The sequence below is a fragment of the Desulfovibrio sp. 3_1_syn3 genome (assembly GCF_000145315.2).
In the GTDB taxonomy this organism is placed as follows: domain Bacteria; phylum Desulfobacterota; class Desulfovibrionia; order Desulfovibrionales; family Desulfovibrionaceae; genus Desulfovibrio; species Desulfovibrio fairfieldensis.
In genome coordinates this window covers 1,954,125-1,974,104 of record NZ_ADDR02000001.1, presented here as the reverse complement: position 1 = coordinate 1,974,104, position 19,980 = coordinate 1,954,125, and the positions used below count along the sequence as shown (strand labels likewise).

The following is a 19,980-nucleotide window of genomic DNA, read 5'->3' as shown; positions in this document are numbered from 1 at the left end:
CGCCTGACGAGCAAAGCGCACTCAGAGTACCCACGGTCTCTCAAAACGGATTTCCCCGAAGGAGCGCCTGTGCAACTACATCATCTGCCCACCCCTTCCCTGCTCCTGGATGAAGCCCGCCTGCGCCGCAACATCGCCCGCCTGGACGAGCGTCTGCGCGCTCTGGGCGTGGCGTTGCGCCCGCACTGCAAAACCTGCAAAAGCATGGACGTGGCGCGGCTCTGCATGGTCTCCCCGCAGGGACCCATCACCGTCTCCACCCTGGCGGAGGCCGAATATTTCGCGGAACACGGCGTCACGGACATCTGCTACGCCGTGGGCGTCACGCCGGGCAAGCTGGCGCGCGCTCTGGCTCTGCGTCAGCGGGGGGTACGCCTCTCCCTGCTGCTGGACAGTGCGGAGAGCGCCCGCCAACTGGCCGCCTTTGCCCGGGAGCGCAAACACATTTTTGATCTGCTGCTGGAAATCGACTGCGACGGCCACCGTTCCGGCCTGCGCCCGGACGACCCGGAGCTGACGGAGACTGCGGCCCTGCTGGCCGGGGCCGGGCAGAACCTGCTGGGCGTGCTGACACACGCCGGTTCAGCCTACGATCTGCCCAATCCCGGCCCTGAGGTTTTCGCGGCCCTGGCCGAGCAGGAGCGCGACGCGGCCGTGCGCGCGGCGCAACGCCTGCGCGAGGCCGGGCATGCCTGCCCGGTGGTCAGCGTGGGCTCCACGCCCACGGCTTTTTACGGCGAGGATTTCACGGGCGTCAGCGAAGTGCGGGCCGGAGTCTACATGTTTCAGGATCTGGTCATGGCCGGTCTGGGTGTCTGCCGCCCGGAAGACATCGCCCTGTCCGTGCTCTGCACGGTCATCGGCCGCCGGAAAGATAGCGGCAATCTGGTGGTGGACGCGGGCTGGATGGCTCTGTCGCGCGATACGGGCCTGCCGGGGCGCTTCGCCCGGGAGGGGTATGGCCTGGTCTGCGATGCCGACGGCAAGCCGCTGCCCGGACTGCGCGTGGAGGAAACCAATCAGGAACACGGCATCATCGCCGCGTGCGCGGGGCAGTGCCCGCCTCTGCCTGTGGGCACCCTGCTGCGTATTCTGCCCGTGCACGCCTGCGCCACGGCCGCCGCTTTTGACGCCTACCACGTTTGCCGGGGGCGGGAAATCACGGCTGTCTGGCCCCGCTGCCGGGGCTGGTGATCCCGCGCCGGGGCACGTCGCGCCTCTCCGCTTCGCTTGCCTGGAACAGGCGATCATGCCAGAATAACAAACATAACAATGGAGGGAGGATAGTATGCCAGCCACCGTCTATTATGCGGATATGCACAGCCGTTCACTTGAGGACAGCAAAATCGCCAAGGTGGCCCGCCTCTGCGACGCCGTGGGCCTGAAAAAAGTCATCAAAAAAAATGACCTCACGGCCATCAAACTCCATTTCGGCGAATACGGCAACGACACCCATCTCAATCCCTCCCTGGTGCGCCAGGTGGTGGACAAGGTCATGGACGCCGGGGGCAAGCCCTTTCTGACGGACACCACCACCCTGTATTCCGGCAGCCGCCACAATGCCGTGGATCATCTTCAGACCGCCTATCTGCACGGTTTCGCCCCTTCGGTGGTGCGCGCCCCGGTCATCATAGCCGACGGCCTGTACGGCGAGAACGACGTGCCCGTGCGTATCAAGGCCAAGCATTTCAAGGACGTTCATATCGCCACTGAAATCCGTCGCGCGCCCTCTATGGTGGTGCTTTCGCACTTCAAGGGCCATGAGATGGCCGGTTTCGGCGGCGCCATCAAAAATCTGGCTATGGGCGGCGCTTCGGTACCCGGCAAAAAGGACCAGCACGCCACCCACGTGCAGGTGGACGAAAAAACCTGTGTTGGCTGCGGCAAGTGCGTCAAAGCCTGTCCGCAAAAGGCCCTGAGCCTGCGCAAGAAAAAAAGCCAGGTGGACGTGAACCGCTGCATCGGCTGTTTCGAGTGCATCACGGTTTGCCCGGTCAAGGCCATCAGCCTTGACTGGGCCACGGAAATGACCCCGTTCATGGAACGCCTGACCGAATACGCTTACGGCGTGGTCAAAGGCCGTCAGAAGCGGATCTGCTACATCAACTTCGTGCTCAACGTCACCCCGGACTGCGACTGCGTGGCCTGGAGCGACGCCCCCCTGGTGCCGGATCTGGGCATTCTGGCCTCCACTGACCCCGTGGCGCTGGATCAGGCCTGTTTCGACCTCGTGAACAAGGCCCCCAGCCTGGACCCGAAACTGGACGGCGACGCGCCCGACAAGTTCACGGCGCGCTGGCCCAACACCCGTGGCGACGTCCAGCTGAGTTACGGCGAGGAACTCGGCATGGGCAGCCGCAAATACAAGCTGGAAAAAATCTAGTCCCGTGTAACGCTTAAAGTTGCACGGTACTAACCGCCGGGCGCAAGCCTGGCGCGGCGGCGAAGCCGCCGTGAGCGAGCTGAAAACCGCGTTTTCAGCGAAGCGATCTTACCACCTAAAACGAAGTTTTAAGTGGTACATGGTACTAGACGGCAACACGCTGCCGGCGGCGGGTCTTGTCCGGCCCGCCGCTGTTTTTTTGTTCCATCCCCCTACTGGAGCGCCTCCCATGTCCGGCCAGATCATCCTTCTTGTGCTCGGCGCGGCCCTGCTGCACGCATCCTGGAACATCATCGTCAAAGGCGGGGACAACAAGCTTTTTGAGTCCGCCATGAATGCCTTGGGCGGCGGTCTGGGCGCGCTCTGCATTCTGCCTTTCCTGCCCGTGCCGGACAAAAGCGCCTGGGGCCTCCTGGCGCTTTCCTGCTGCTGCCACCTGACGTATTACATCTGTATTGCCGAAGCCTACAAGGTGACGGACCTTTCCCTGGGCTACACCATCATGCGCGGCAGCGCGCCCATGCTCACGGCCCTGGTGCTCTGCTTTATGGGGGTTCCGCTGAGCCTCACCGGCTGGGGCGGCGTGTTGCTGCTCTGCTCGGGCATTCTGGCGTTGGCCCTGGAACAGAAATTCAGCCATAAAGCCAGCCTCAAAGGCATTCTTTACTCCCTGCGCACGTCTTTCGTCATCATGGGCTACACCCTTGCCGACGGCTACGGCGCGCGCGCCAGCGGCAACGGCGTGAGCTACACCTGCTGGATATTCTTCCTGAACATCTTTCCCCTGCACCTCTACGTGCTGTCCCGCTATGGCACGGAATACCTGCGCTACCTGCGCAAGCGGGCCGTGGTGGGCATCAGCGGCGGCCTGGCCGGTCTGGGCTCCTACGGTATCGCCATCTGGGCCATGACCGTGGCCCCCATCGCCCTGGTGGCCGCCCTGCGCGAAACGTCGGTCATTTTCGGCATGATCATGGCTGTGCTGTTTCTGGGCGAAAAGCTTTCCGCCGTCCGCGTGCTGGCCATCCTGCTGGTCATGGGCGGGGCCATGATTCTGCGCATGGGTTGAGCCGCGCCCCGTGGACGGCTCACCGGCATGCGCGGCCCGTATTCTTGGGGAACGCCTCCCCGCGCGACTTGCATGCCTGCCGCAAAAAGTCCGTAGCGCGGCTGTCGGAATTCCGGCCCAGTATGTTCTTTTTTTCATTCGCGCTGCATCCGATGAGAGCATTTAACACTTGGGCTGCTCTTGCACGGCCGCGTCCCTCATCCCCGCAGAGCTGTTCCGACCGGCGCCATATGGCCACAGCCGGTTCTGAACATTTCCATTGATGCTGTTCCTGCAAAAAGGCGAGTGCCTTGTGGCGCAAGCCGGGCGACGATCATCCCCCCAAGAAATGGCCGGAAGGCAATCTTCCCTGTCGGGACATACATGCATACGGGCATGTCCAGGACGAATCGGCGTCGGCATTGCTGTTTGCCCGGAAAGCAGCTATGAGGGTACATAGAAAGAAAAAAAGTATCCGTGGCAGCTTGCTGGGCGCGTTTGCGGGCATCCGCCCAACAACAGCCCGCACGGACAAGTCAATTATGCATCACAAGTCAATATAGACTCGCAGCAAAATACGGCTTTGAAAGGAAATAAGTCAGAATCAACTCAACTCTTGCCGCGGGAAATCCGCCCGCCGCACAGGCCCGGCGGAATAACCCGCCGCCATTGCACGGCATCCGGGCCATGTCCAATTTGGCACAAGGATTGCTTATATAGATTATCAGTGGCCGCGCTTGGCACGTATCCGTTTTCCCCAGAATCCCGGCGCTGCCTTCAAAGAGAATACGGCGTCGCAGCACTTGAAAGTATGCCGCGCTGAAAATCACTGTTCAACGGCGACGCGGTCGTGCGGCCTTCAGCCGCCGTGAAGCCATGCCGTCTTTGCCCATATGGCTTGCAAGCCCTGCGGCTGCCTTTGCTTCATCGCAACGACCGAAGCGGATTCGTCTGGGGACAAGTTACAGCGCTGTTTTCGAAAGTCCGCGCAGAGCGATTTGCCGTTTTCAAAGGCGGATCGTCCAGATAGAAGAATAGATAGTTATAAACCTACAGGATGGAGCGTAGTTCCAGATGGCAAAACGGCGTTGCCGACGCCCACGCTGAAAGCGTGTCGCGGCGTCCGCAGCGTATCCGGCCGGAGCTTGGCCGGGCTTTACGGCCCCGTCCGCGCCGGAAAAAACACTGGCCCTAAAAACCAGACAATGAGCAGGAGGAAGCGCATGGGTGATTCAGAAAAGCACTGTCATGCGGGCGAGCGGCGTGAAGAACTTGAAAAAACGCTTCGCCCCGTCGAAGTGCTGGCCCTGGCTTTGGGTGCCATTGTGGGCTGGGGCTGTTTTGTGTTGCCGGGGATACGCTTTCTGCCCGATGCCGGTCCCATCGGAACAATCATCGCTTTCTTTGTTGGCGCGTTGTTCCAGTGCATTGTGGCTCTGAGCTACAGTTTTCTGATCAAACCCTACCCCGTGGCCGGCGGCGCGTTCGCGTACGCCTACGCGGGCTTCGGCACCAAGGGCGCCTTCATCTGCGGCTGGGCCCTGGTGCTCAGCTATATCTGCGTCATCGCGGCCAACGCCATGGCCATGATCCTCCTGACACGCTATCTCCTGCCCGGCGTTTTCGACGTGGGTTACCTCTATACTATCGCGGGCTGGGACATCAACGCGGGAGAGCTGGCCTTTGTTTCCGCGGTGCTGGTGCTGTTCGGCTGGATGAATTTCAGGGGTATGAGCGCGGCCAGCGCCATCCAGGTCTTTCTGGCCTTTGCCCTGACCATTGGTGTGCTGGTGTTGACCTTCGGCACCATCCAGGCCGAGACCTCCATCTGGAGCAACCTTGAGCCATTCTTCGCCGAAGACCGCTCTCCCTTGGCCTGTGTGCTGATGGTGCTGGCCCTGACCCCCTGGCTGTACGTGGGCTTCGATACCATCCCCCAGACCGCCGAGGAATTCACCTTTTCCCCGCACAAGGCACGGGATCTGATGCTGCTTTCGATCATTTGCGGCGCCATTATCTACGCCCTTGTAACCTTGTGCGTGGCCGGGCTCATCCCTTACAAGGAGCTTTTGGCCCAGAATCACGCCTGGGCCACCGGCTGGGTAGCGGATCAGGTCTTCGGGCGCTGGGGCGGCGTGGCCTTGACTGTGCCGGTGCTGGCGGGCATTCTGACGGGCATGAACGGCTTTTTCATGGCCACCACCCGTCTACTGTTCAGCATGGGACGCAGCAAATTCCTGCCCAACTTCTTTGCCGCTGTGCATCCCCGCTACAATACGCCCTGGAAGAGCGTGATCTTCACCCTGGCGCTCTGCCTCATCGTGCCGTGGTTCGGCCGCGCCGCCCTGATCTGGATCGTGGACATGTCCGCCATCGGCACGGCCCTGGCCTACTTGTTCACCAGCCTGACCGCCTTCAAATATCTGGCCCAGAATCCCGACATCCCCGAAGCCCGCTGGGGCAAGCCCGTCTGCCTGATCGGCGCGGCCACTTCCATCATCTGCTTTATTCTGTTGGTCTTCCCCAGTTCTCCGGCGGCCATCAGCGTGCCGTCGTGGATCATGCTCTTTATCTGGGTGGGTCTGGGCGGCCTGTTCTATCTGAACAGACGTGAGGAGTTACTGCATATTCCCCATTCCCGGCTGCGCTACCTGCTGTTCGGCAAAAGCGATTATCCGGTGCTGTTCAAGGAAGCTGACGAAGAAGAGTCGGAACCTTCCGCCTCCGTTCAATAACCGACTTCCGCAAAACATTTTACCACACGGAGACGTCTATGCGGTTGAAAAAATGTCTCAGCTTGGTCCTGATGTCCCTCTTCTGTCTGGGCGCGGCCCTGCCCGCCGCAGCCGCCGACCTGGTCAAGGTTCCCACGGCCTGGTTGCCCGGTCAGGAAGCCTTCCCCATCTGGTACGCCAAGCAGCAGGGCTGGGACAAGGCCGCAGGCATTGACCTGCAGATCTACGCTTTTGATTCCGGCGCCGATGCTCTGCGCGCCTTTCCGGCCAAAAGCTGGATTTTCGGCGGCCTCGGGGCCGTGCCCGCCATGCTGGGCGCGTTGCGCTACAATATGAGCGTCATCGGCCTGGGCAACGACGAAGCCATGGCCAATGCGGTCATGGTGCGCGCGGACAGCCCCATCTTGAAAACCAAAGGCTACAATAAGGAATATCCCAATATCTACGGCAGCCCTGAAAGCGTGCGCGGCAAGACCATCCTCTGCACCCGCGTGACGTCCGCCGACTATGCCCTGCACCTCTGGCTGAACGCTCTGGGCCTCAAGGAATCGGACATCGTCCTCAAGAATCTGGAACAGGCTCCGGCCATGACCGCCTTTGACTACAACATCGGCGACGCCGTGGTGCTCTGGGCGCCCTTCACCTTCGTGGGCGACAAGCGCGGCTGGAAAACCGTGGGCACTCCCAAGGACCTGGGCAAGCATCTGCCCATCGTGCTGGTGGCGAATACCGCCTACGCCACGCAGTATCCCGACGTGACCACGAACTTCCTTGCCCTTTATCTGCGCGGCGTCAAATGGTTGCAGACCGCCCCGCGCGAGGAGGTCGTCAAGCAGTTCCAGAAATTCTATCTGGACTGGGCCGGTCAGGATTACAGCGCGGACCTGATCAACCTCAACTTCGACACCTATGAATTCTTCAACCTTGAAGCCCAGAAAAAGCTGTTCAGCACGTCGGCCGGCCCCAGCCAGGTGCAGCAGTGGCAGAGCGAACTGGCCGAATTCTTCGCTTCCGTGGGCCTGATCACGGAGAAGAATCTCAAAGAAATTCAGGGCAGTTCCTATGTGACGTCCAAGTATATAGACATGGTCACGCCGCAAGCCGTGACCAAGCAGTAGCCAAACGCCTCAGGGCGTAACCGTGTTTTTGCGCGAAACGTACTCCGGCGGGGTTGTCCCTGCCGGGGGCGCGCGCCCGAACAAGAACAGATTACCTTTGAAACGCCACACGTTTCAAAGGGGTCATTCCGGCAAAAAACGCGGTTATCGCTGCTGTCGATCCCCGTATGCTTCCGTTGTCGCCAACGGGGACAGCCCTTCGGGCTGCCTTCGGTCGCTTTGCCCGAATCTACGCCGCTTCGCGGCGCGCCTCACCGTGTTCGGCGTTAGAGCATTTCAAAGTTGAAATGTTCTAGAGTGTTAAATGCTCTAAAGAAAAGCGGAGAGCCATATGCGTCTGCTGCTCACACTTTGCCTGGGTCTGTGCATCATCGCCATTCAGGTCGTTCTGGGGGTAAAGGCTTTCTTTCCCGACGCCTATGCCGACAAGACCGACGTGGTGGACGCCTTGATGGAGCAGAAAAAATCCATACTGGACCAGATTCCCCCGGTGGAGCTGGCTTGGGTCACCGAACATCCCGCCATTGTCGTGGGTGTGGACCCCAACTTCTACCCGCTGGAAATGTTCGACGAGCGGGGCCGCTACACCGGCCTTGGCGGGGATTACCTGCGTCTGCTGAGCAAGCTGACCGGCCTTGACTTCCGGGTGCGCAGGCTGACGGACTGGGCCAGCACGGAAGAGCAGGCCCGCCAGAAGCTCATCGACGTCTTCATGGCCGCGGCCAAAACGGGACGCCGCAGCGAATACATGCTGTTCACCACGCCTTACATCAACATGCCGGGCATCATCATGACCCGTCGCGGCAGCGGCCTGGACAAGATCGGCCTTGAGGATCTCAAGGGCAAAAAAGTGGCGGTGGTCAACAACTATTCCTGGCATGACTTCCTGAAGGAATTCCATCCTGAAATCATCGCCGTGCCGGTAACCAACACCCTGGAGGCCCTGCAACGGGTCGCCAGCGGCGAAGCCGATGCCGTCATCGACTATGAATTCAACCTGCTGGAAAAAATCCAGACTGGCGGCATCATGCAGATTCAGCCCGCCGGCAAGGTGGATTCCTCCTATGGCCACGCCATTGCCGTGCGCAAGGACTGGCCGGAACTGTTCAGCGTGATTTCCACGGCCCTGGCCCAGATCACGCCCGACGAGCAGAAGATGCTGGCCCAGAAGTGGCTCCAGCAGGAGCGGCCCGCCGGACAGGAACGCCATCTTCAGTGGATATTCTTCTTTGTGGTGGAATCCATTCTGCTCTGCCTGGCCCTGAACTGGCTCTGGCAGAATGAGCTGAAAAAGCAGGTGGCCCTGCGGACCAGGGAGCTTAAAGCCGAGCTGGCCGCCGCCAAACAGGCTTAACCGTATCTCCCCACAAGGTTTTGAAGCGGGGCGGAAGCGCGTGAGAAACGTGCTTCCGCCCCGCTCCGTTCAGGCCGGCTCAATCCAGGCCCAACTCCTTGCGTTTGCGCCAGAGCGTGACCGTGGTGATGCCGAGCAGGGCCGCGGCCTTGTCCATGCTCACGCCCAGGCCCAGCACCTTGCGGATCTGGGCCTCCTCCACCTCGGCCAGCGTCAGGATGCGTGTCTCATCCGCCGTTGCGCCCCCGCTCGCCGCGCCGCCTACGCCCTGCAGGGCCGGGGGCAGGTCGTCACGCCGCACCGCAGAACCTTCGGCCAGCAGCAGGGCGCGCTCCATGACATTGCGCAGTTCGCGGGCATTGCCGGGCCAAGCATGAACCAGCAGGGCGTCGCGCGCTTCGCCGGAAAGCACGGGAACCGCCTTTTCTCCGGCGGCCTGCCGCAAAAAACGTTGCGCCAGAGGCAGAATGTCCTCCCGGCGTTCCCGCAGAGGCGGCAGGCGGCATTCAAAAATGTTCAGGCGGTAATAGAGATCCTCACGGAAGCGCCCTTCAGCCACCAGACTTCGCAAGTCCCGGTTGGTGGCCGCCAGCACCCGCACGTCCAGGCGCAGGGGCTTGTTGTCCCCCACCCGCTCAATGACCCGGTCTTCCAGAAAACGCAGCAGCTTGGCCTGGCTGGAAGGCGAGAGCTCGCCCACCTCGTCCAGAAAGAGCGTGCCGTCCTCGGCGGCCTCGAATTTGCCCGCCCGGTCGCGCACCGCGCCGGTAAAGGCCCCGCGTACATGCCCGAAGACCTCGGACTCGAACAGGGGTTCGGCGATAGCCGAACAGACCACTTCCACAAAGGGCTTGTCGCTTCTGGCTGAACAGCGGTGCAGCTCGCGGGCCAGCGAAGTTTTGCCGGTGCCCGTTTCGCCCTGAAAAAGCACGGAAACGTCACTTTGCGCCAGCTTGTCCATCAAACGCTGCAAGTCCAGCGCGGCGGGAGAGGTCAATCCCTCAAACCAGCCGTGCCGCGCCTGCCTCAGGCGGGTGTTTTCCCGCCGCAGGCGCACCAGATCCCCAACCCGACGCAGCAGATGCTCCAGCTCTCCGGCGGAAAAGGGTTTGGGCAGATAGTCATATGCCCCGGCCTTGATGGCTTCCACCGCATTTTCATAGGAGGCGAAGGCCGTCATCAGCACGCAGATCAAATCCGGGCGACGCTCCAGCGCGGCGGCGGTCAGCTCCACCCCGCTCATGCCTTCCATGCGCATATCGGTCAGCAGCAGGTCGGGCGCCTGCTTCTCCACAGCGGCCAGCGCCGCTTCGCCTCCGCTTTCGCCCACGGCCCGACAACCCAGGCTTTTCAGGGTCAGCAGCAGAGTGCGCAGGATGGCCGCATCGTCGTCCACCACCAGGACGCTCAGTTCCGAGTCATCTCCGGTCATGCCCGTCCTCCGTCGGTTTCGGCCTCCCGCTCCGGCAGAGGCAGGCACACCGTAAAAATGGAACCGCCTTCCGGAGCGGGCGTGTAGTGCAGTGTGCCGCCGTGCCCTTCCACAATGGCCCGGCTGATGGCCAGACCGAGACCGGCGATGCTCAATCGCCGCCCGGCAGCGCGCCGATGCGAGAAGGGCTCGAAAAGGCGTCCGGCCAGCTCCGCGTCGATGCCCGGCCCGTTGTCCGCCACCCGCAAGGCCAGGAGGCCCTCCCCTTCCAGCTCCGCGCCCACCATGACCGCGCCGCCCTCAGGCACGGCGCGCAAGGCATTGGACACAAGGTTGGAAAGCACCCAGGCAAAACGCTCCTGATCCAGGAACACAGGCGGAAGACCCGGCGCAACGTCGCAGTGCAAGGTCACGCCCGCCTCGCGGGCCGCCGGTTCAAAGGGTTGCAGCCAGCGCGGCAGGCAGTCCCGCAGATCCAGCGGCGCGGGCCGCAGCTCCAGAGCGTGCGGGCTCATGCGGGCGATATCCAGAAACTGGGCCGCCACAGTGCGCAGACGCGCGGCATCCTCCCGCACGGTCGCCACCAGGGCGGACAGATCAGGATCCACCGCGCTTTCAGGCCGTCGGGCCAGCAAATCAGCGGCCAGTCCCAGAGATTGCACCGGCGTTTTCAATTCGTGGGAAATCCAATCCATCATTTCCGCGCGCAGGGCGTCGCGCCGCTTCTTTTCCGTGATTTCAGTGAGCAAAAACACCTGTCCCAGGGTCTGCTTCGGCCCGGCCACGGCACGCGCACCCCGGCCCGGCTCCTCCACCACCCGCCTCCGGGCCGAGAACCAGCGCTCGCTCCCCGTGCCGCGCACGTCGCCCGGCTGCTCCGGATCGGCGAGGGCAATGTCCCGGCTGCCGGTCAGACCACTGTGCAGAACGGCGCGCAGGGCCAGATAGTTGGGAGCCGTGCTTGAAAGATCCGCCCAGACTTTACCCAGCACATCCCTGGACGTGAGCCCGAGCAGCGCCAGCATGCGGCTGCTGGCATGCTCCACCGCGCCGCCGGGGCCAAGCATCAGCACAGCGTCTTCAGCGGCGTCCAGCAGCACGGCCAACTTGTTTTTTTCCGCAATCAGGCGGCTCAGATTCACGGCGTCAAGCTGGCTGAGCCGCGCCCAGAGCCGTGTGAATTCCTCGAACAGAATACGCACTTCCAAGGTCTGCGGCGCGGGCAGGCGCAGGGGTTTGCGTAGGGGAGGACGGGCCTGAAGCACTTCGGCCGCGCGGCGCAGTGGATGGGCAATGCGCGCGGCAATGGCGTCGGTCTGAAAAAAGGCCCAGAGCGTGCACGCCAGAAACAGGGCAACGCCCACCGTGAACACGATGTCGCGCCACCAGCGCCCCTCGGCGATCCTTTGCCGGATACCCTCTTCGTTGAGAAGCACCAGAGCGTTGAGCTGCATGCGCACGTGATTGTAGCCCATATCCGCGTCTTCCGGCCCGGCAAGCAACAGTTCGCTCCAGCTCCGGGCCACGGCGTCCACCGCCGCCTGTTCACCCGTTTCGGTCACATTGGCCCGCGCTCCGGCCAGAGCCAGTTCAAACTCGGCCTGCCAGGCAGCGCGGTCCTTCCCGACATAGAGTTCCGGAAAACGCCAACCGGCCAGAGCCGTGGACATCTGCCTGGCCAGGGCCACGGAATCGTAATTCCGGCTCACCAGCGAGTCGGGCGCGCGCCCGGCAAAGAAAAAACCCGTGCAAAGCAGCACGCCCACCAGACCAAAAGCCAGTACCAGTTTGAGGGTGGCCTGGCTGATGCGGCGGTGCAGAGTGGGTAGAACTGTTATATCCATTGCCGTTAACTGGTTAGATGCTTTTTACGCTTTACATTTCCGCCTGGGGACATAATTCACACGGGAAGATCCGACTTTTCCGCATCAAACCTCTCTGGGAGTCAGATTGACGATATGCACGTCCACTCCCACCGCGTCATACAAAAAATTGAGGATAAAGGATCCGCGCAGGCGTTCGCGCAACGGCGTCAGGCGGGACTTGCCGAAAAAGGCATGCCGCACATTGCGGGCGCTGGCAAAATTGACCAGAGTTTCGGCCACGTCCTCGCCCTCCAGCTCCACCACCTCGGCCCCCAGACGCACGGCCAGTTGCAGGTTGTTCTGCAGGCCCCGCTGCACGGCGGCGTTGATCCGCTCTGGGCTCTCCCGCTGCCGCTGCACATAGACAACATAGCAGCGCGACCCCATCTGGCTCGCCAGGCGCATGGCCTTGCGGATCAGGGTTTCCGCGTCCGTGGGGTTGGAGCTGATGGCTACCATCACAGCCTCGGCGGCATGGCCTTCTGCCTCCGGCGAAAGCAGGGCCTGGGCCTCGATTTTGCGCATCTGGTCGCCCGAGGCTTCGCGCAGGCAGAGTTCGCGCAAAAAGGAAAGGTTTTCGTAACTGAAAAAATTCCGCAAAGCCCGTTCGGCCTGTTCCGGCTTGTATATCTTGCCCTGGCGCAGGCGCTCGCGCAAATCCTCCTTGGAAACGTCCACCGTAACCACTTGGTCCGCGCGGGCCAGAAAAGCGTCGGGCAGGCGCTCGCGCACGGCCACGCCTGTGGCTTCCTGCACCCTTTCGGCCACGGATTCCAAATGCTGCACGTTGAGGGTGCCGATGACGTTGATGCCGTGGGAGAGGATTTCCAGAACGTCCTGGTAGCGTTTTTCCCTTTGAGAGCCGGGCGCGTTGGTGTGCGCCAGTTCGTCCACCAGGGCGATCTGGGGAGCGCGACGGATCAGGGCTTCCACATCCATTTCGGGAAAAGCCGCTCCGCCCTGACGGACGCGCAGGGGCGGCAGGGTTTCGATGCCTTCCAGAAGGGCCAGGGTGTCGGGCCGCTCGTGCGGCTCAACATAGGCGGCCACCACGTCAAAGCCCTGCCGCAACAGATTGTGGGCCTCCTGAAGCATGGCGCAGGTCTTGCCCACGCCCGCCGCATAGCCCAGATATATTTTGAGCGAACCTTCGCGCTTGCGCGCCAGCACGTCCGAAAATTCCCGCATAGCGCCCCCGGATATTCCGAGTTTCACTATTGCGGAGGGACGGGTGCCGGCCCGTCCCTCCGGTCTTCATGTCCAGAGCAGATCAGCGTTGAGATGCCGCATCAACAGCCGGGTCGGAAAGGAAACCTTCCGGGCCGGATTTCAGTCTATCCGACCTCCCGACCCCGGACAAGGCTGCTTACCGTCCCTGCTCCAGCGGAGCGGACATGCTCCCGGCGTCAATCGTGCCGCTTAGATGGTCCAGAGCCATATTCAGCTTGAGCACATTGACCAGGGGCGCGCTGTTCAGCACGCCGCCGGGCGTTTCGGCCAGGCTGTCCGCCAATTCCACCACGTCCGAAGGTTTCAGGCCGCGCGCGCGGGCCACGCGCTCCGCCTGCCAGTGCGCGGCTTTCAGGGTAATGTGCGGATCCATGCCGCTGCCCGAGGCCGTAACCAGGTCCGCCGGAACCTTGCGCTGCGGCGTGGCCTCCAGGCTTTTCAGGCTTTCCAACGCGCGTTCCCGCAGGGCGTCGCCCGCCGGAGAGAGATTGCTGCCGCCCGTGGCATTGGCGGCATAGTCCACGGCCGAGGGGCGCGGCCAGAAATATTCCGGCCTGGTGAAAGCCTGGGCGATCTGCGCGCTGCCCACCACCTGACCCCGCTCATTGAGCAGCAGGGAACCTGCGGCGGTCCAGGGCGTGAACGTCCGCCCCACGGCCAGGATGGCCAGAGGATACAGCACGCAGAGGATCACAGCGGATACCAGCATCAGGCGCAGGCAGGCCGCGAACTGCGCGCCCCAATTTCCCGTAAGTTCAGTCGTCATGACATTCTCCTCAATCATTGTCGGACATCAGGCCAGGCCCAGACCAGCCAGCAGCATGTCAATAAGCTTGATACCCGCGAAAGGCACCAAAATGCCGCCCAGCCCGTAGACCAGCAGGTTGTGCCGCAGCAGGCTCTCCGCGCTCTTGGGGCGGTACTTCACGCCCTTGATGGCGATGGGAATGAGCAGCGGAATAATGATGGCGTTGAAGATCAGGGCCGAAAGCACCGCGCTTTGCGGCGAGGCCAGCCCCATGATGTTCAGAGCCGAAAGCTGCGGAATGGCCAGCATGAACATGGCCGGAATGATGGCGAAATACTTGGCTACGTCGTTGGCGATGGAGAAGGTGGTCAGCGCGCCTCGGGTCATGATCAGCTGTTTGCCGATTTCAATGATTTCAATAAGCTTTGTGGGGTCGCTGTCCAGATCCACCATGTTGCCGGCTTCCCTGGCGGCCTGGGTGCCGGAATTCATGGCCACGCCGATATCCGCCTGGGCCAGGGCCGGGGCATCATTGGTGCCGTCGCCCATCATGGCGATAAGCCGACCTTGGGCCTGTTCCCTCCTGATGTAGTTAAGCTTGTCCTCGGGCTTGGCTTCAGCGATGAAGTCGTCCACGCCGGCTTCCCTGGCAATGGCCTCAGCCGTGAGCGGATTGTCGCCCGTGACCATGACGACGCGGATGCCCATGGCCCGCAACCGGGCGAAACGACCGTATATGCCCGGTTTGAGCACGTCTGCCAGCGCGACCACGCCCAGCAGTTTGTTGTTGTGCAGCACCACCAGCGGCGTCGCGCCGCTGCGGGCCACGGTCGCCACCAGACTGGAGAGACCATCCGGCAGAGCCTTGCCTTCCTTGGTCAACAGGCGTTCGATGGCATCGGGCGCGCCCTTGCGGTACAGGTTGCCGTCGGGCAGTTCCAGGCCGCTCAGGCGGGTCTGGGCCGTAAAGGGAATGACCCTGGCCCCCGCCGTCGCATCCGCTTCCTGCGGAGCCTCGTCGGCCAGCATCTTTCCGCCCAGTTCAACAATGGACTTCCCCTCCGGGGTCTGGTCGCCGAAAGAGGCGTACATGGCCGCACGGGCCAGTTCCAGGGGTTTTACGCCCGGCAGGGGAAAGAATTCCGACGCCTGGCGATCGCCCATGGTGATGGTGCCGGTCTTGTCCAGCAGCAGGGTGTCGATGTCCCCGGCCAGCTCCACGGCCTTGCCGCTCTTGGCCAGCACATTGGCCGCCAGGGCCCGGTCCATGCCCGCCAAACCGATGGCCGCCAGCAGCGCGCCGATGGTGGTGGGGATCAGGCAGACCAGTAGCGAGATCAGCCACGGAATGGGCAGCTCGACATCGAAATAGCGGGCCATGGGCCAGAGCGCGCCGGTCACCAGTACGAATGCCAGGCTCAGACCGGCCAGCACCACGGTGAGCGCCAGCTCATTGGGCGTCTTCTGACGCGCCGCGCCTTCCACCAGGGCGATCATCCTGTCCAGGAAGGACTGGCCGGGCAGGGCCGTGACCCGGATCAGGATGCCGTCCGAAAGCACCCGCGTACCGCCGGTGACGCCGGAACGGTCGCCGCCCGCCTCGCGTACCACAGGCGCGGATTCGCCGGTTATGGCCGACTCGTCCACGCTGGCCGCGCCTTCCACCACTTCGCCGTCCACGGGAATGACTTCCCCGGCTTCCACTTTGACCAGGTCGCCCTGACGCAACTGGTCGGAATAGACTTCCACCAGCTTTTCGCCTTCCAGTTTCCGGGCCAGGGTACGGGCGCGGGTGAGTTTGAGGCTGTCGGCCTGGGCCCGGCCTCTGGCCTCGGCCAGGGCTTCGGCGAAATTGGCGAAAAGCACGGTGAGCCACAGAACGAAGGTCACGGCCAGGGTATAGGGCACCGGCAGCAAGGCCGGCCCCTGCCCGGTTACGTCCAGAATCAGGGTCAGGGTGGTCAGGGCCGCTCCGATTTCCGTGACGAACATCACCGGATTTCGGATCATGGCCGCGGGATTGAGCATTGCAAAGGCCCGTCCGAGCGCCGTGCGCACCAGACCGGCCTCAAAAAGAGAGGCCTTGCGTCCGGCGCGGCGGGACAGTTTGGCCTGCGCTGTCTGATAATTCATTGCGGTATCCATTATGTCTTTCTCCACAGTAGCTATTCTCAGCGCCTAACGCATGACGGACAAATGATCGGCGATGGGCCCCAGCACGGCCACGGGCATGAAGAGCAGCGCGCCCACGATGAGCACGCATCCCAGCAGCACGCCGCCGAAGAGCAGCGTGTCGGTGCGCAGCGTGCCCGCGGTTTCGGGCGCGGGCGTCTTGGCTGCCAGGGAACCGACCATGGCCAGGGGCAGAATGATCGGAATATAGCGGGCCAGCAGCATGACCAGGCCGGTGGCGATATTCCAGGGCACGGTGTTGTCGCCCAGGCCCTCGAAGCCGGAGCCGTTATTGGCTGCCGAGGAGGTGAATTCGTACAGAATTTCGGAAAAACCGTGGAAGCCCGCGTTGGCCACGGTATCCGCGCCCCAGGACGTGGCCGCGAACAGGGCTGTGCCGCCCAGGATGAAGAAGGGATGGGCCAGAATAGCCAGCAGAGCCAGCTTCATCTCGCGTGTTTCCACTTTGCGGCCCAAGTATTCCGGCGTGCGCCCCACCATCATGCCGCTGATGAACACGCTCACGATGATGTAAAGGAACATATTGATGAAGCCCACGCCCACGCCGCCGAAGACCACGTTGAGCCACATGCCGATCATGGGCATGAGCCCGGCCAGCGGGTTCAGGCTGTCGTGCATGGCGTTGACCGAACCGTTGCTGGTGGCCGTGGTGATGATGCTCCAGGCCGGTCCCCCGCTGGTGCCGTAACGCAGTTCCTTGCCTTCCAGATTGGAGCTGTTCTCAATATCCAGGCCATGGAAGGCAGCGGACGGCGCACTTTCAAAATATACGGCGCAACCCAGCTTGACGCAGAGCAGGCTCAGCATCACCGCGAAAATCACGGCCGCATGCTTCATGCGGCCCGTAAGCCGCCCGAACATCCAGACACAGGCCATGGGGATGACGATGATGGACATGGTCTCGATGAAGTTTGTGAAAAAGCTCGCGTTTTCAAAAGGATGCGTGGAGTTTGGCCCGAAAAAGCCGCCGCCGTTGGTGCCCAGTTGCTTAATCGTCACAAAAGCCGCTACCGGGCCACGGGCAATAATCTGCTTGGCCCCCTCCAGGGTCTGGGCGACCACGGAGCCGTCAAACGTCATGATCACGCCGCCCAGCACCAGCATGCCGGCCGTGACCAGGCAGAGGGGCAGCAGCACCAGAAAGGTGGCCCGCATCACGTCGGCGTAAAAATTGCCCATCAGCACCTTGCCGGACAGGCCGCGCGCCAGGGCCGCCAAGCAGGCCAAACCCGTGGCCGGAGTCAGGTATTGCAGAAACATCAGGGCGAACTGTCCGATATAACTGAGCGCCTGTTCGCCGGAATAGTGCTGCAAATTGGTGTTGGAGGTGAAGGAAGCCGTGGTGTTGAAGATCAGGCTGCCCTCCAGAGCGCCCTTGCCGTCGGGATTGAGCGGCAACCACTGCTGCGTGCCCAACACCAGGTAAATGAACGTAAAAATCAAGGCGTTGAACAGCAACATCGACAAAGCATACTGCTTCCAATTCTGTTGCCCTCTGACAACATTGCCGCCGCACTTCACAAACAGGTTTTCGACGGCACGCCGGAAGCCGCGATCCGAAACCGGATCGCTCATGGCCCAGGTCGCCATCTTGCCGATGGGCCAGGACAGGACGACGCAGAGCGCCACCAGCAGAAACACATACAGCATGGCCGCCTTCTCCTACAGTTTTTCCGTATTCAGAATGACCCAGACGAGATAGGCAATGCAGAACAGCAATGCCAGCCCCGAAACATACAACATGGTGCTCTCCATTTTCTTCTTACAATTTGGCACAGGCCAGGGTCAGCAGGGCCATACCGGCGAAGACGGTCAGCCCCAGCACTAAACAGATGACAAACATGATTCCTCCTTACGTCAGTGATCGCGCCCGGCGTCGGCCCGGCGCGTCTCCACTCTGAGCAAGGCTTGTACCAAACATAATTTATGTTGTATTTCAAATAGATATAATTTCCCCGGTGTGGAAAAATCTTACATTTTGTAACCTCCGATGAAGTCCGGATTACAAAATGTAAGGCGGTGGGGAGCGTCACGGGGAAGACGAAGGAAAAGATCCGGCACTATTGAAAACGCAAAACGCGCGTCGCCCACAAGGGACGACGCGCGTCGGGAAACAGAATGAGAAAGCTGATCGGTCTAAGCAGATTGCCTTTGAAACGCTACACGTTTCAAAGGAATCATTCCGGCAAAAAACGCGGTTTTTTCCGGAATCCACGCCGTGTTCGGCGTTGGAGCATTTCAACGTTGAAATGCTCTAAATGCAGATTGCCTTTGAAACGCTGCCGCATTCAGGCACAGCCCCTAAGGGGCGTCAGGCAACAACGGCAGCTTGGTCGGCGACGAAATGGTCACGCTGTGATGCACGCTGGCCTTGCCGTCGGCGGGCACCTTCACTTCCCAGAAGAGCATATGCTTCTTCTCGTCCTTCTGGGAGGGCGGGGTATCGTCATAGCTCACACTGACGCTCTGGTCCACGATCATGGGAGCCGGGCGCTCCAGACGCACGGTCAGGGCCTTGGAGTGGCTGTTGGTCAGAGTGTAGGTCCAGGCCCAGGTCCAGTTCTTGCTTTTGTCGATAAAGCCGCTTTCGCCGCGCTTTCTGCTGTCCGCCGTGGTGGTTACGCTGACGCGCGGGTCCGCGCCGAAGAAAAGGGTGGCCTCGCCGCCGCGCGGGCGGAACAGGCCCTGGCCCACGCTCTGGCCGTCCACGCTGTATTCCGCCTGACCTTCCGGCCAGGCCTGCTGCGGCGGCAGAACATATTTAGCCATCAGCCAGACGCGGCTGTCGCCCACGCTGGGCCGGGCCAGCCATTGCAGGGGGGCCTTCCAGGCGTCGGCGGTGATCAACAGGCGCGAACGGCCTTCGGGCAGGCCACGCGCGGCCAAGGTCCAGGTGGCATACACGCCGCTGGCGTCCAGGTCCACCGGCGCGTTGGCCTGCGCGGGACCGTCTTCAGCGGCCAGATCCATGGTAGCGGCTTTGCGCGGGGCCATCATAACCATGGGCACGGGCTTGGGCTCCGGCTTGGGGGAGGAATCCACCACCCAGCGCGGCAGGGGGGCGGGCTCGCGCGGGCCGTTGCCGCGCGTCGCCAGGGTCAGCTTGGTATTGTGCCAGTCCATGCCCGTGAACTGCCAGACCTCGGCCATGAGCCGCACGTCGATGATATCGCCGTCGCCCTTTTCCGGCTGGGCATTGAAATTATAGATCGGCTGCCAGCCGCAATTGCTCAAGGTATAGCTGTAGCGGACGGGCAGTTTCTCCACGCCGGACACGGCCTTTTGCAGGGTGACGCTGATCCGCTGCCCCAGCTCCGGGCTGGCGGGTAGACGTTCCACTTCCTGCTGCAGGAGCTTCAGGCGGCGTTCCAGATCCGCCTGTTCCCGGCCCAGGGCGGGAATCACATCCTGCATTTTTCTTTCGCGCTGTTCCAGCTCCTGCAGGGTGATGGTTTCCGGCTTGGCCTGCCAGAGCGCCAGTCGCGCGCTCACGGCGGTCAGCTGCCCGGCCAGGCGGGCGCGTTTGGCCAACAGATCCTCGCGCAGCCGGGCCAGGCCGCCGTCCTGTTCCAGGGGCTGCGGCGCGGCGCTCCAGCGGGCCACGCTCTGGCCGGGCACGGCCAGTTGCAGGTTCTCCGCGTCGCCGGGAATCACAAACTGCAGCACGCTCACGCCGTCTTTGGTCGTGACCGGCGCGTTTTCCTCCACGTCAAGCAGCCCGCCGCCGGGCGACAGCAGGGCTGAAACCGGATTGGCCAACGTGGCCGGGGCGTTTTGAACCTCCGGGGCGTTTTCGGCGGCCGCGGCCTGCCCGGCAAGGAACAGGCAAAACAGCTGGCCCAAAAGAAGGCCTGACAGCAGGCCCCGGGACAAA

Annotated in this window: 13 protein-coding genes; 6 read left to right on the top strand and 7 right to left on the bottom strand. The window is 62.3% G+C overall.

Going from position 1 to position 19,980, the window contains the following annotated elements; all coding sequences use genetic code 11:
* Window positions 1-69: 69 nt before the first annotated feature.
* From HMPREF0326_RS08365 to HMPREF0326_RS08340, 6 genes are all read left to right on the top strand, one after another.
* Window positions 70-1,194: an alanine racemase gene (locus HMPREF0326_RS08365; protein ID WP_009301795.1), complete on the top strand. Its 1,125-nt coding sequence runs from the start codon at window positions 70-72 to the stop codon at window positions 1,192-1,194.
* Window positions 1,195-1,288: 94 nt separating this feature from the next.
* Window positions 1,289-2,383 carry a DUF362 domain-containing protein gene (locus HMPREF0326_RS08360; protein WP_008684633.1) on the top strand — a complete coding sequence of 365 codons (1,095 nt, stop codon included), beginning with the start codon at window positions 1,289-1,291 and terminating at the stop codon, window positions 2,381-2,383.
* Window positions 2,384-2,612: 229 nt separating this feature from the next.
* On the top strand, window positions 2,613-3,452 hold the full coding sequence (locus HMPREF0326_RS08355) for a DMT family transporter (protein WP_008684636.1): 840 nt from the start codon (window positions 2,613-2,615) through the stop codon (window positions 3,450-3,452).
* A 1,202-nt stretch (window positions 3,453-4,654) separates the two neighbouring features.
* Complete coding sequence (locus tag HMPREF0326_RS08350; protein ID WP_008684638.1) at window positions 4,655-6,166, top strand: APC family permease; 1,512 nt, start codon at window positions 4,655-4,657, stop codon at window positions 6,164-6,166.
* 38 nt (window positions 6,167-6,204) lie between these two features.
* Entirely contained in the window at window positions 6,205-7,284 is a 1,080-nt protein-coding gene (locus HMPREF0326_RS08345; RefSeq protein WP_009301796.1) for an ABC transporter substrate-binding protein, read from the top strand.
* A 331-nt stretch (window positions 7,285-7,615) separates the two neighbouring features.
* Window positions 7,616-8,638, top strand: coding sequence for a transporter substrate-binding domain-containing protein (locus HMPREF0326_RS08340; RefSeq protein ID WP_008684640.1), 1,023 nt, complete (start codon window positions 7,616-7,618; stop codon window positions 8,636-8,638).
* A 79-nt stretch (window positions 8,639-8,717) separates the two neighbouring features.
* Here the strand turns inward: HMPREF0326_RS08340 and HMPREF0326_RS08335 are convergent, their stop codons facing one another.
* The 7 genes from HMPREF0326_RS08335 to HMPREF0326_RS08305 all read right to left on the bottom strand — a co-directional run bounded on the left by HMPREF0326_RS08335 (window position 8,718) and on the right by HMPREF0326_RS08305 (window position 19,949).
* The gene (locus HMPREF0326_RS08335; protein ID WP_009301797.1) at window positions 8,718-10,070 is read right to left on the bottom strand and encodes a sigma-54-dependent transcriptional regulator; all 1,353 of its coding nucleotides are present in this window, start codon (window positions 10,068-10,070) and stop codon (window positions 8,718-8,720) included.
* Entirely contained in the window at window positions 10,067-11,914 is a 1,848-nt protein-coding gene (locus HMPREF0326_RS08330; protein ID WP_008684644.1) for a sensor histidine kinase, read from the bottom strand. The genes HMPREF0326_RS08335 and HMPREF0326_RS08330 overlap by 4 nt, the downstream gene beginning before the upstream one ends.
* Window positions 11,915-11,998: 84 nt before the next feature.
* Window positions 11,999-13,123 (bottom strand): universal stress protein, encoded by a 1,125-nt coding sequence (locus HMPREF0326_RS08325; protein WP_008684646.1) that lies wholly within the window; start codon window positions 13,121-13,123, stop codon window positions 11,999-12,001.
* A 178-nt stretch (window positions 13,124-13,301) separates the two neighbouring features.
* Window positions 13,302-13,931: a K(+)-transporting ATPase subunit C gene (gene kdpC / locus HMPREF0326_RS08320; RefSeq protein WP_008684648.1), complete on the bottom strand. Its 630-nt coding sequence runs from the start codon at window positions 13,929-13,931 to the stop codon at window positions 13,302-13,304.
* A 27-nt stretch (window positions 13,932-13,958) separates the two neighbouring features.
* Window positions 13,959-16,058: a potassium-transporting ATPase subunit KdpB gene (kdpB, locus tag HMPREF0326_RS08315; protein WP_008684650.1), complete on the bottom strand. Its 2,100-nt coding sequence runs from the start codon at window positions 16,056-16,058 to the stop codon at window positions 13,959-13,961.
* Window positions 16,059-16,091: 33 nt separating this feature from the next.
* Entirely contained in the window at window positions 16,092-17,756 is a 1,665-nt protein-coding gene (gene kdpA / locus HMPREF0326_RS08310; RefSeq protein WP_008684652.1) for a potassium-transporting ATPase subunit KdpA, read from the bottom strand.
* Window positions 17,757-18,407: 651 nt separating this feature from the next.
* On the bottom strand, window positions 18,408-19,949 hold the full coding sequence (locus HMPREF0326_RS08305) for a DUF4139 domain-containing protein (RefSeq protein WP_232221533.1): 1,542 nt from the start codon (window positions 19,947-19,949) through the stop codon (window positions 18,408-18,410).
* Window positions 19,950-19,980: the final 31 nt, after the last annotated feature.

Excerpts from the sequence above, each read along its gene's own strand:
- HMPREF0326_RS08340 (WP_008684640.1), top strand. The coding sequence starts at position 7,616 with ATGCGTCTGCTGCTCACACTTTGCCTGGGTCTGTGCATCATCGCCATT.
- HMPREF0326_RS08360 (WP_008684633.1), top strand. The coding sequence starts at position 1,289 with ATGCCAGCCACCGTCTATTATGCGGATATGCACAGCCGTTCACTTGAG.
- HMPREF0326_RS08325 (WP_008684646.1), bottom strand. The coding sequence starts at position 13,123 with ATGCGGGAATTTTCGGACGTGCTGGCGCGCAAGCGCGAAGGTTCGCTC.
- kdpC (WP_008684648.1), bottom strand. The coding sequence starts at position 13,931 with ATGACGACTGAACTTACGGGAAATTGGGGCGCGCAGTTCGCGGCCTGC.
- HMPREF0326_RS08335 (WP_009301797.1), bottom strand. The coding sequence starts at position 10,070 with ATGACCGGAGATGACTCGGAACTGAGCGTCCTGGTGGTGGACGACGAT.
- kdpA (WP_008684652.1), bottom strand. The coding sequence starts at position 17,756 with ATGCTGTATGTGTTTCTGCTGGTGGCGCTCTGCGTCGTCCTGTCCTGG.
- kdpB (WP_008684650.1), bottom strand. The coding sequence starts at position 16,058 with ATGGATACCGCAATGAATTATCAGACAGCGCAGGCCAAACTGTCCCGC.
- HMPREF0326_RS08355 (WP_008684636.1), top strand. The coding sequence starts at position 2,613 with ATGTCCGGCCAGATCATCCTTCTTGTGCTCGGCGCGGCCCTGCTGCAC.
- HMPREF0326_RS08345 (WP_009301796.1), top strand. The coding sequence starts at position 6,205 with ATGCGGTTGAAAAAATGTCTCAGCTTGGTCCTGATGTCCCTCTTCTGT.
- HMPREF0326_RS08330 (WP_008684644.1), bottom strand. The coding sequence starts at position 11,914 with ATGGATATAACAGTTCTACCCACTCTGCACCGCCGCATCAGCCAGGCC.
- HMPREF0326_RS08350 (WP_008684638.1), top strand. The coding sequence starts at position 4,655 with ATGGGTGATTCAGAAAAGCACTGTCATGCGGGCGAGCGGCGTGAAGAA.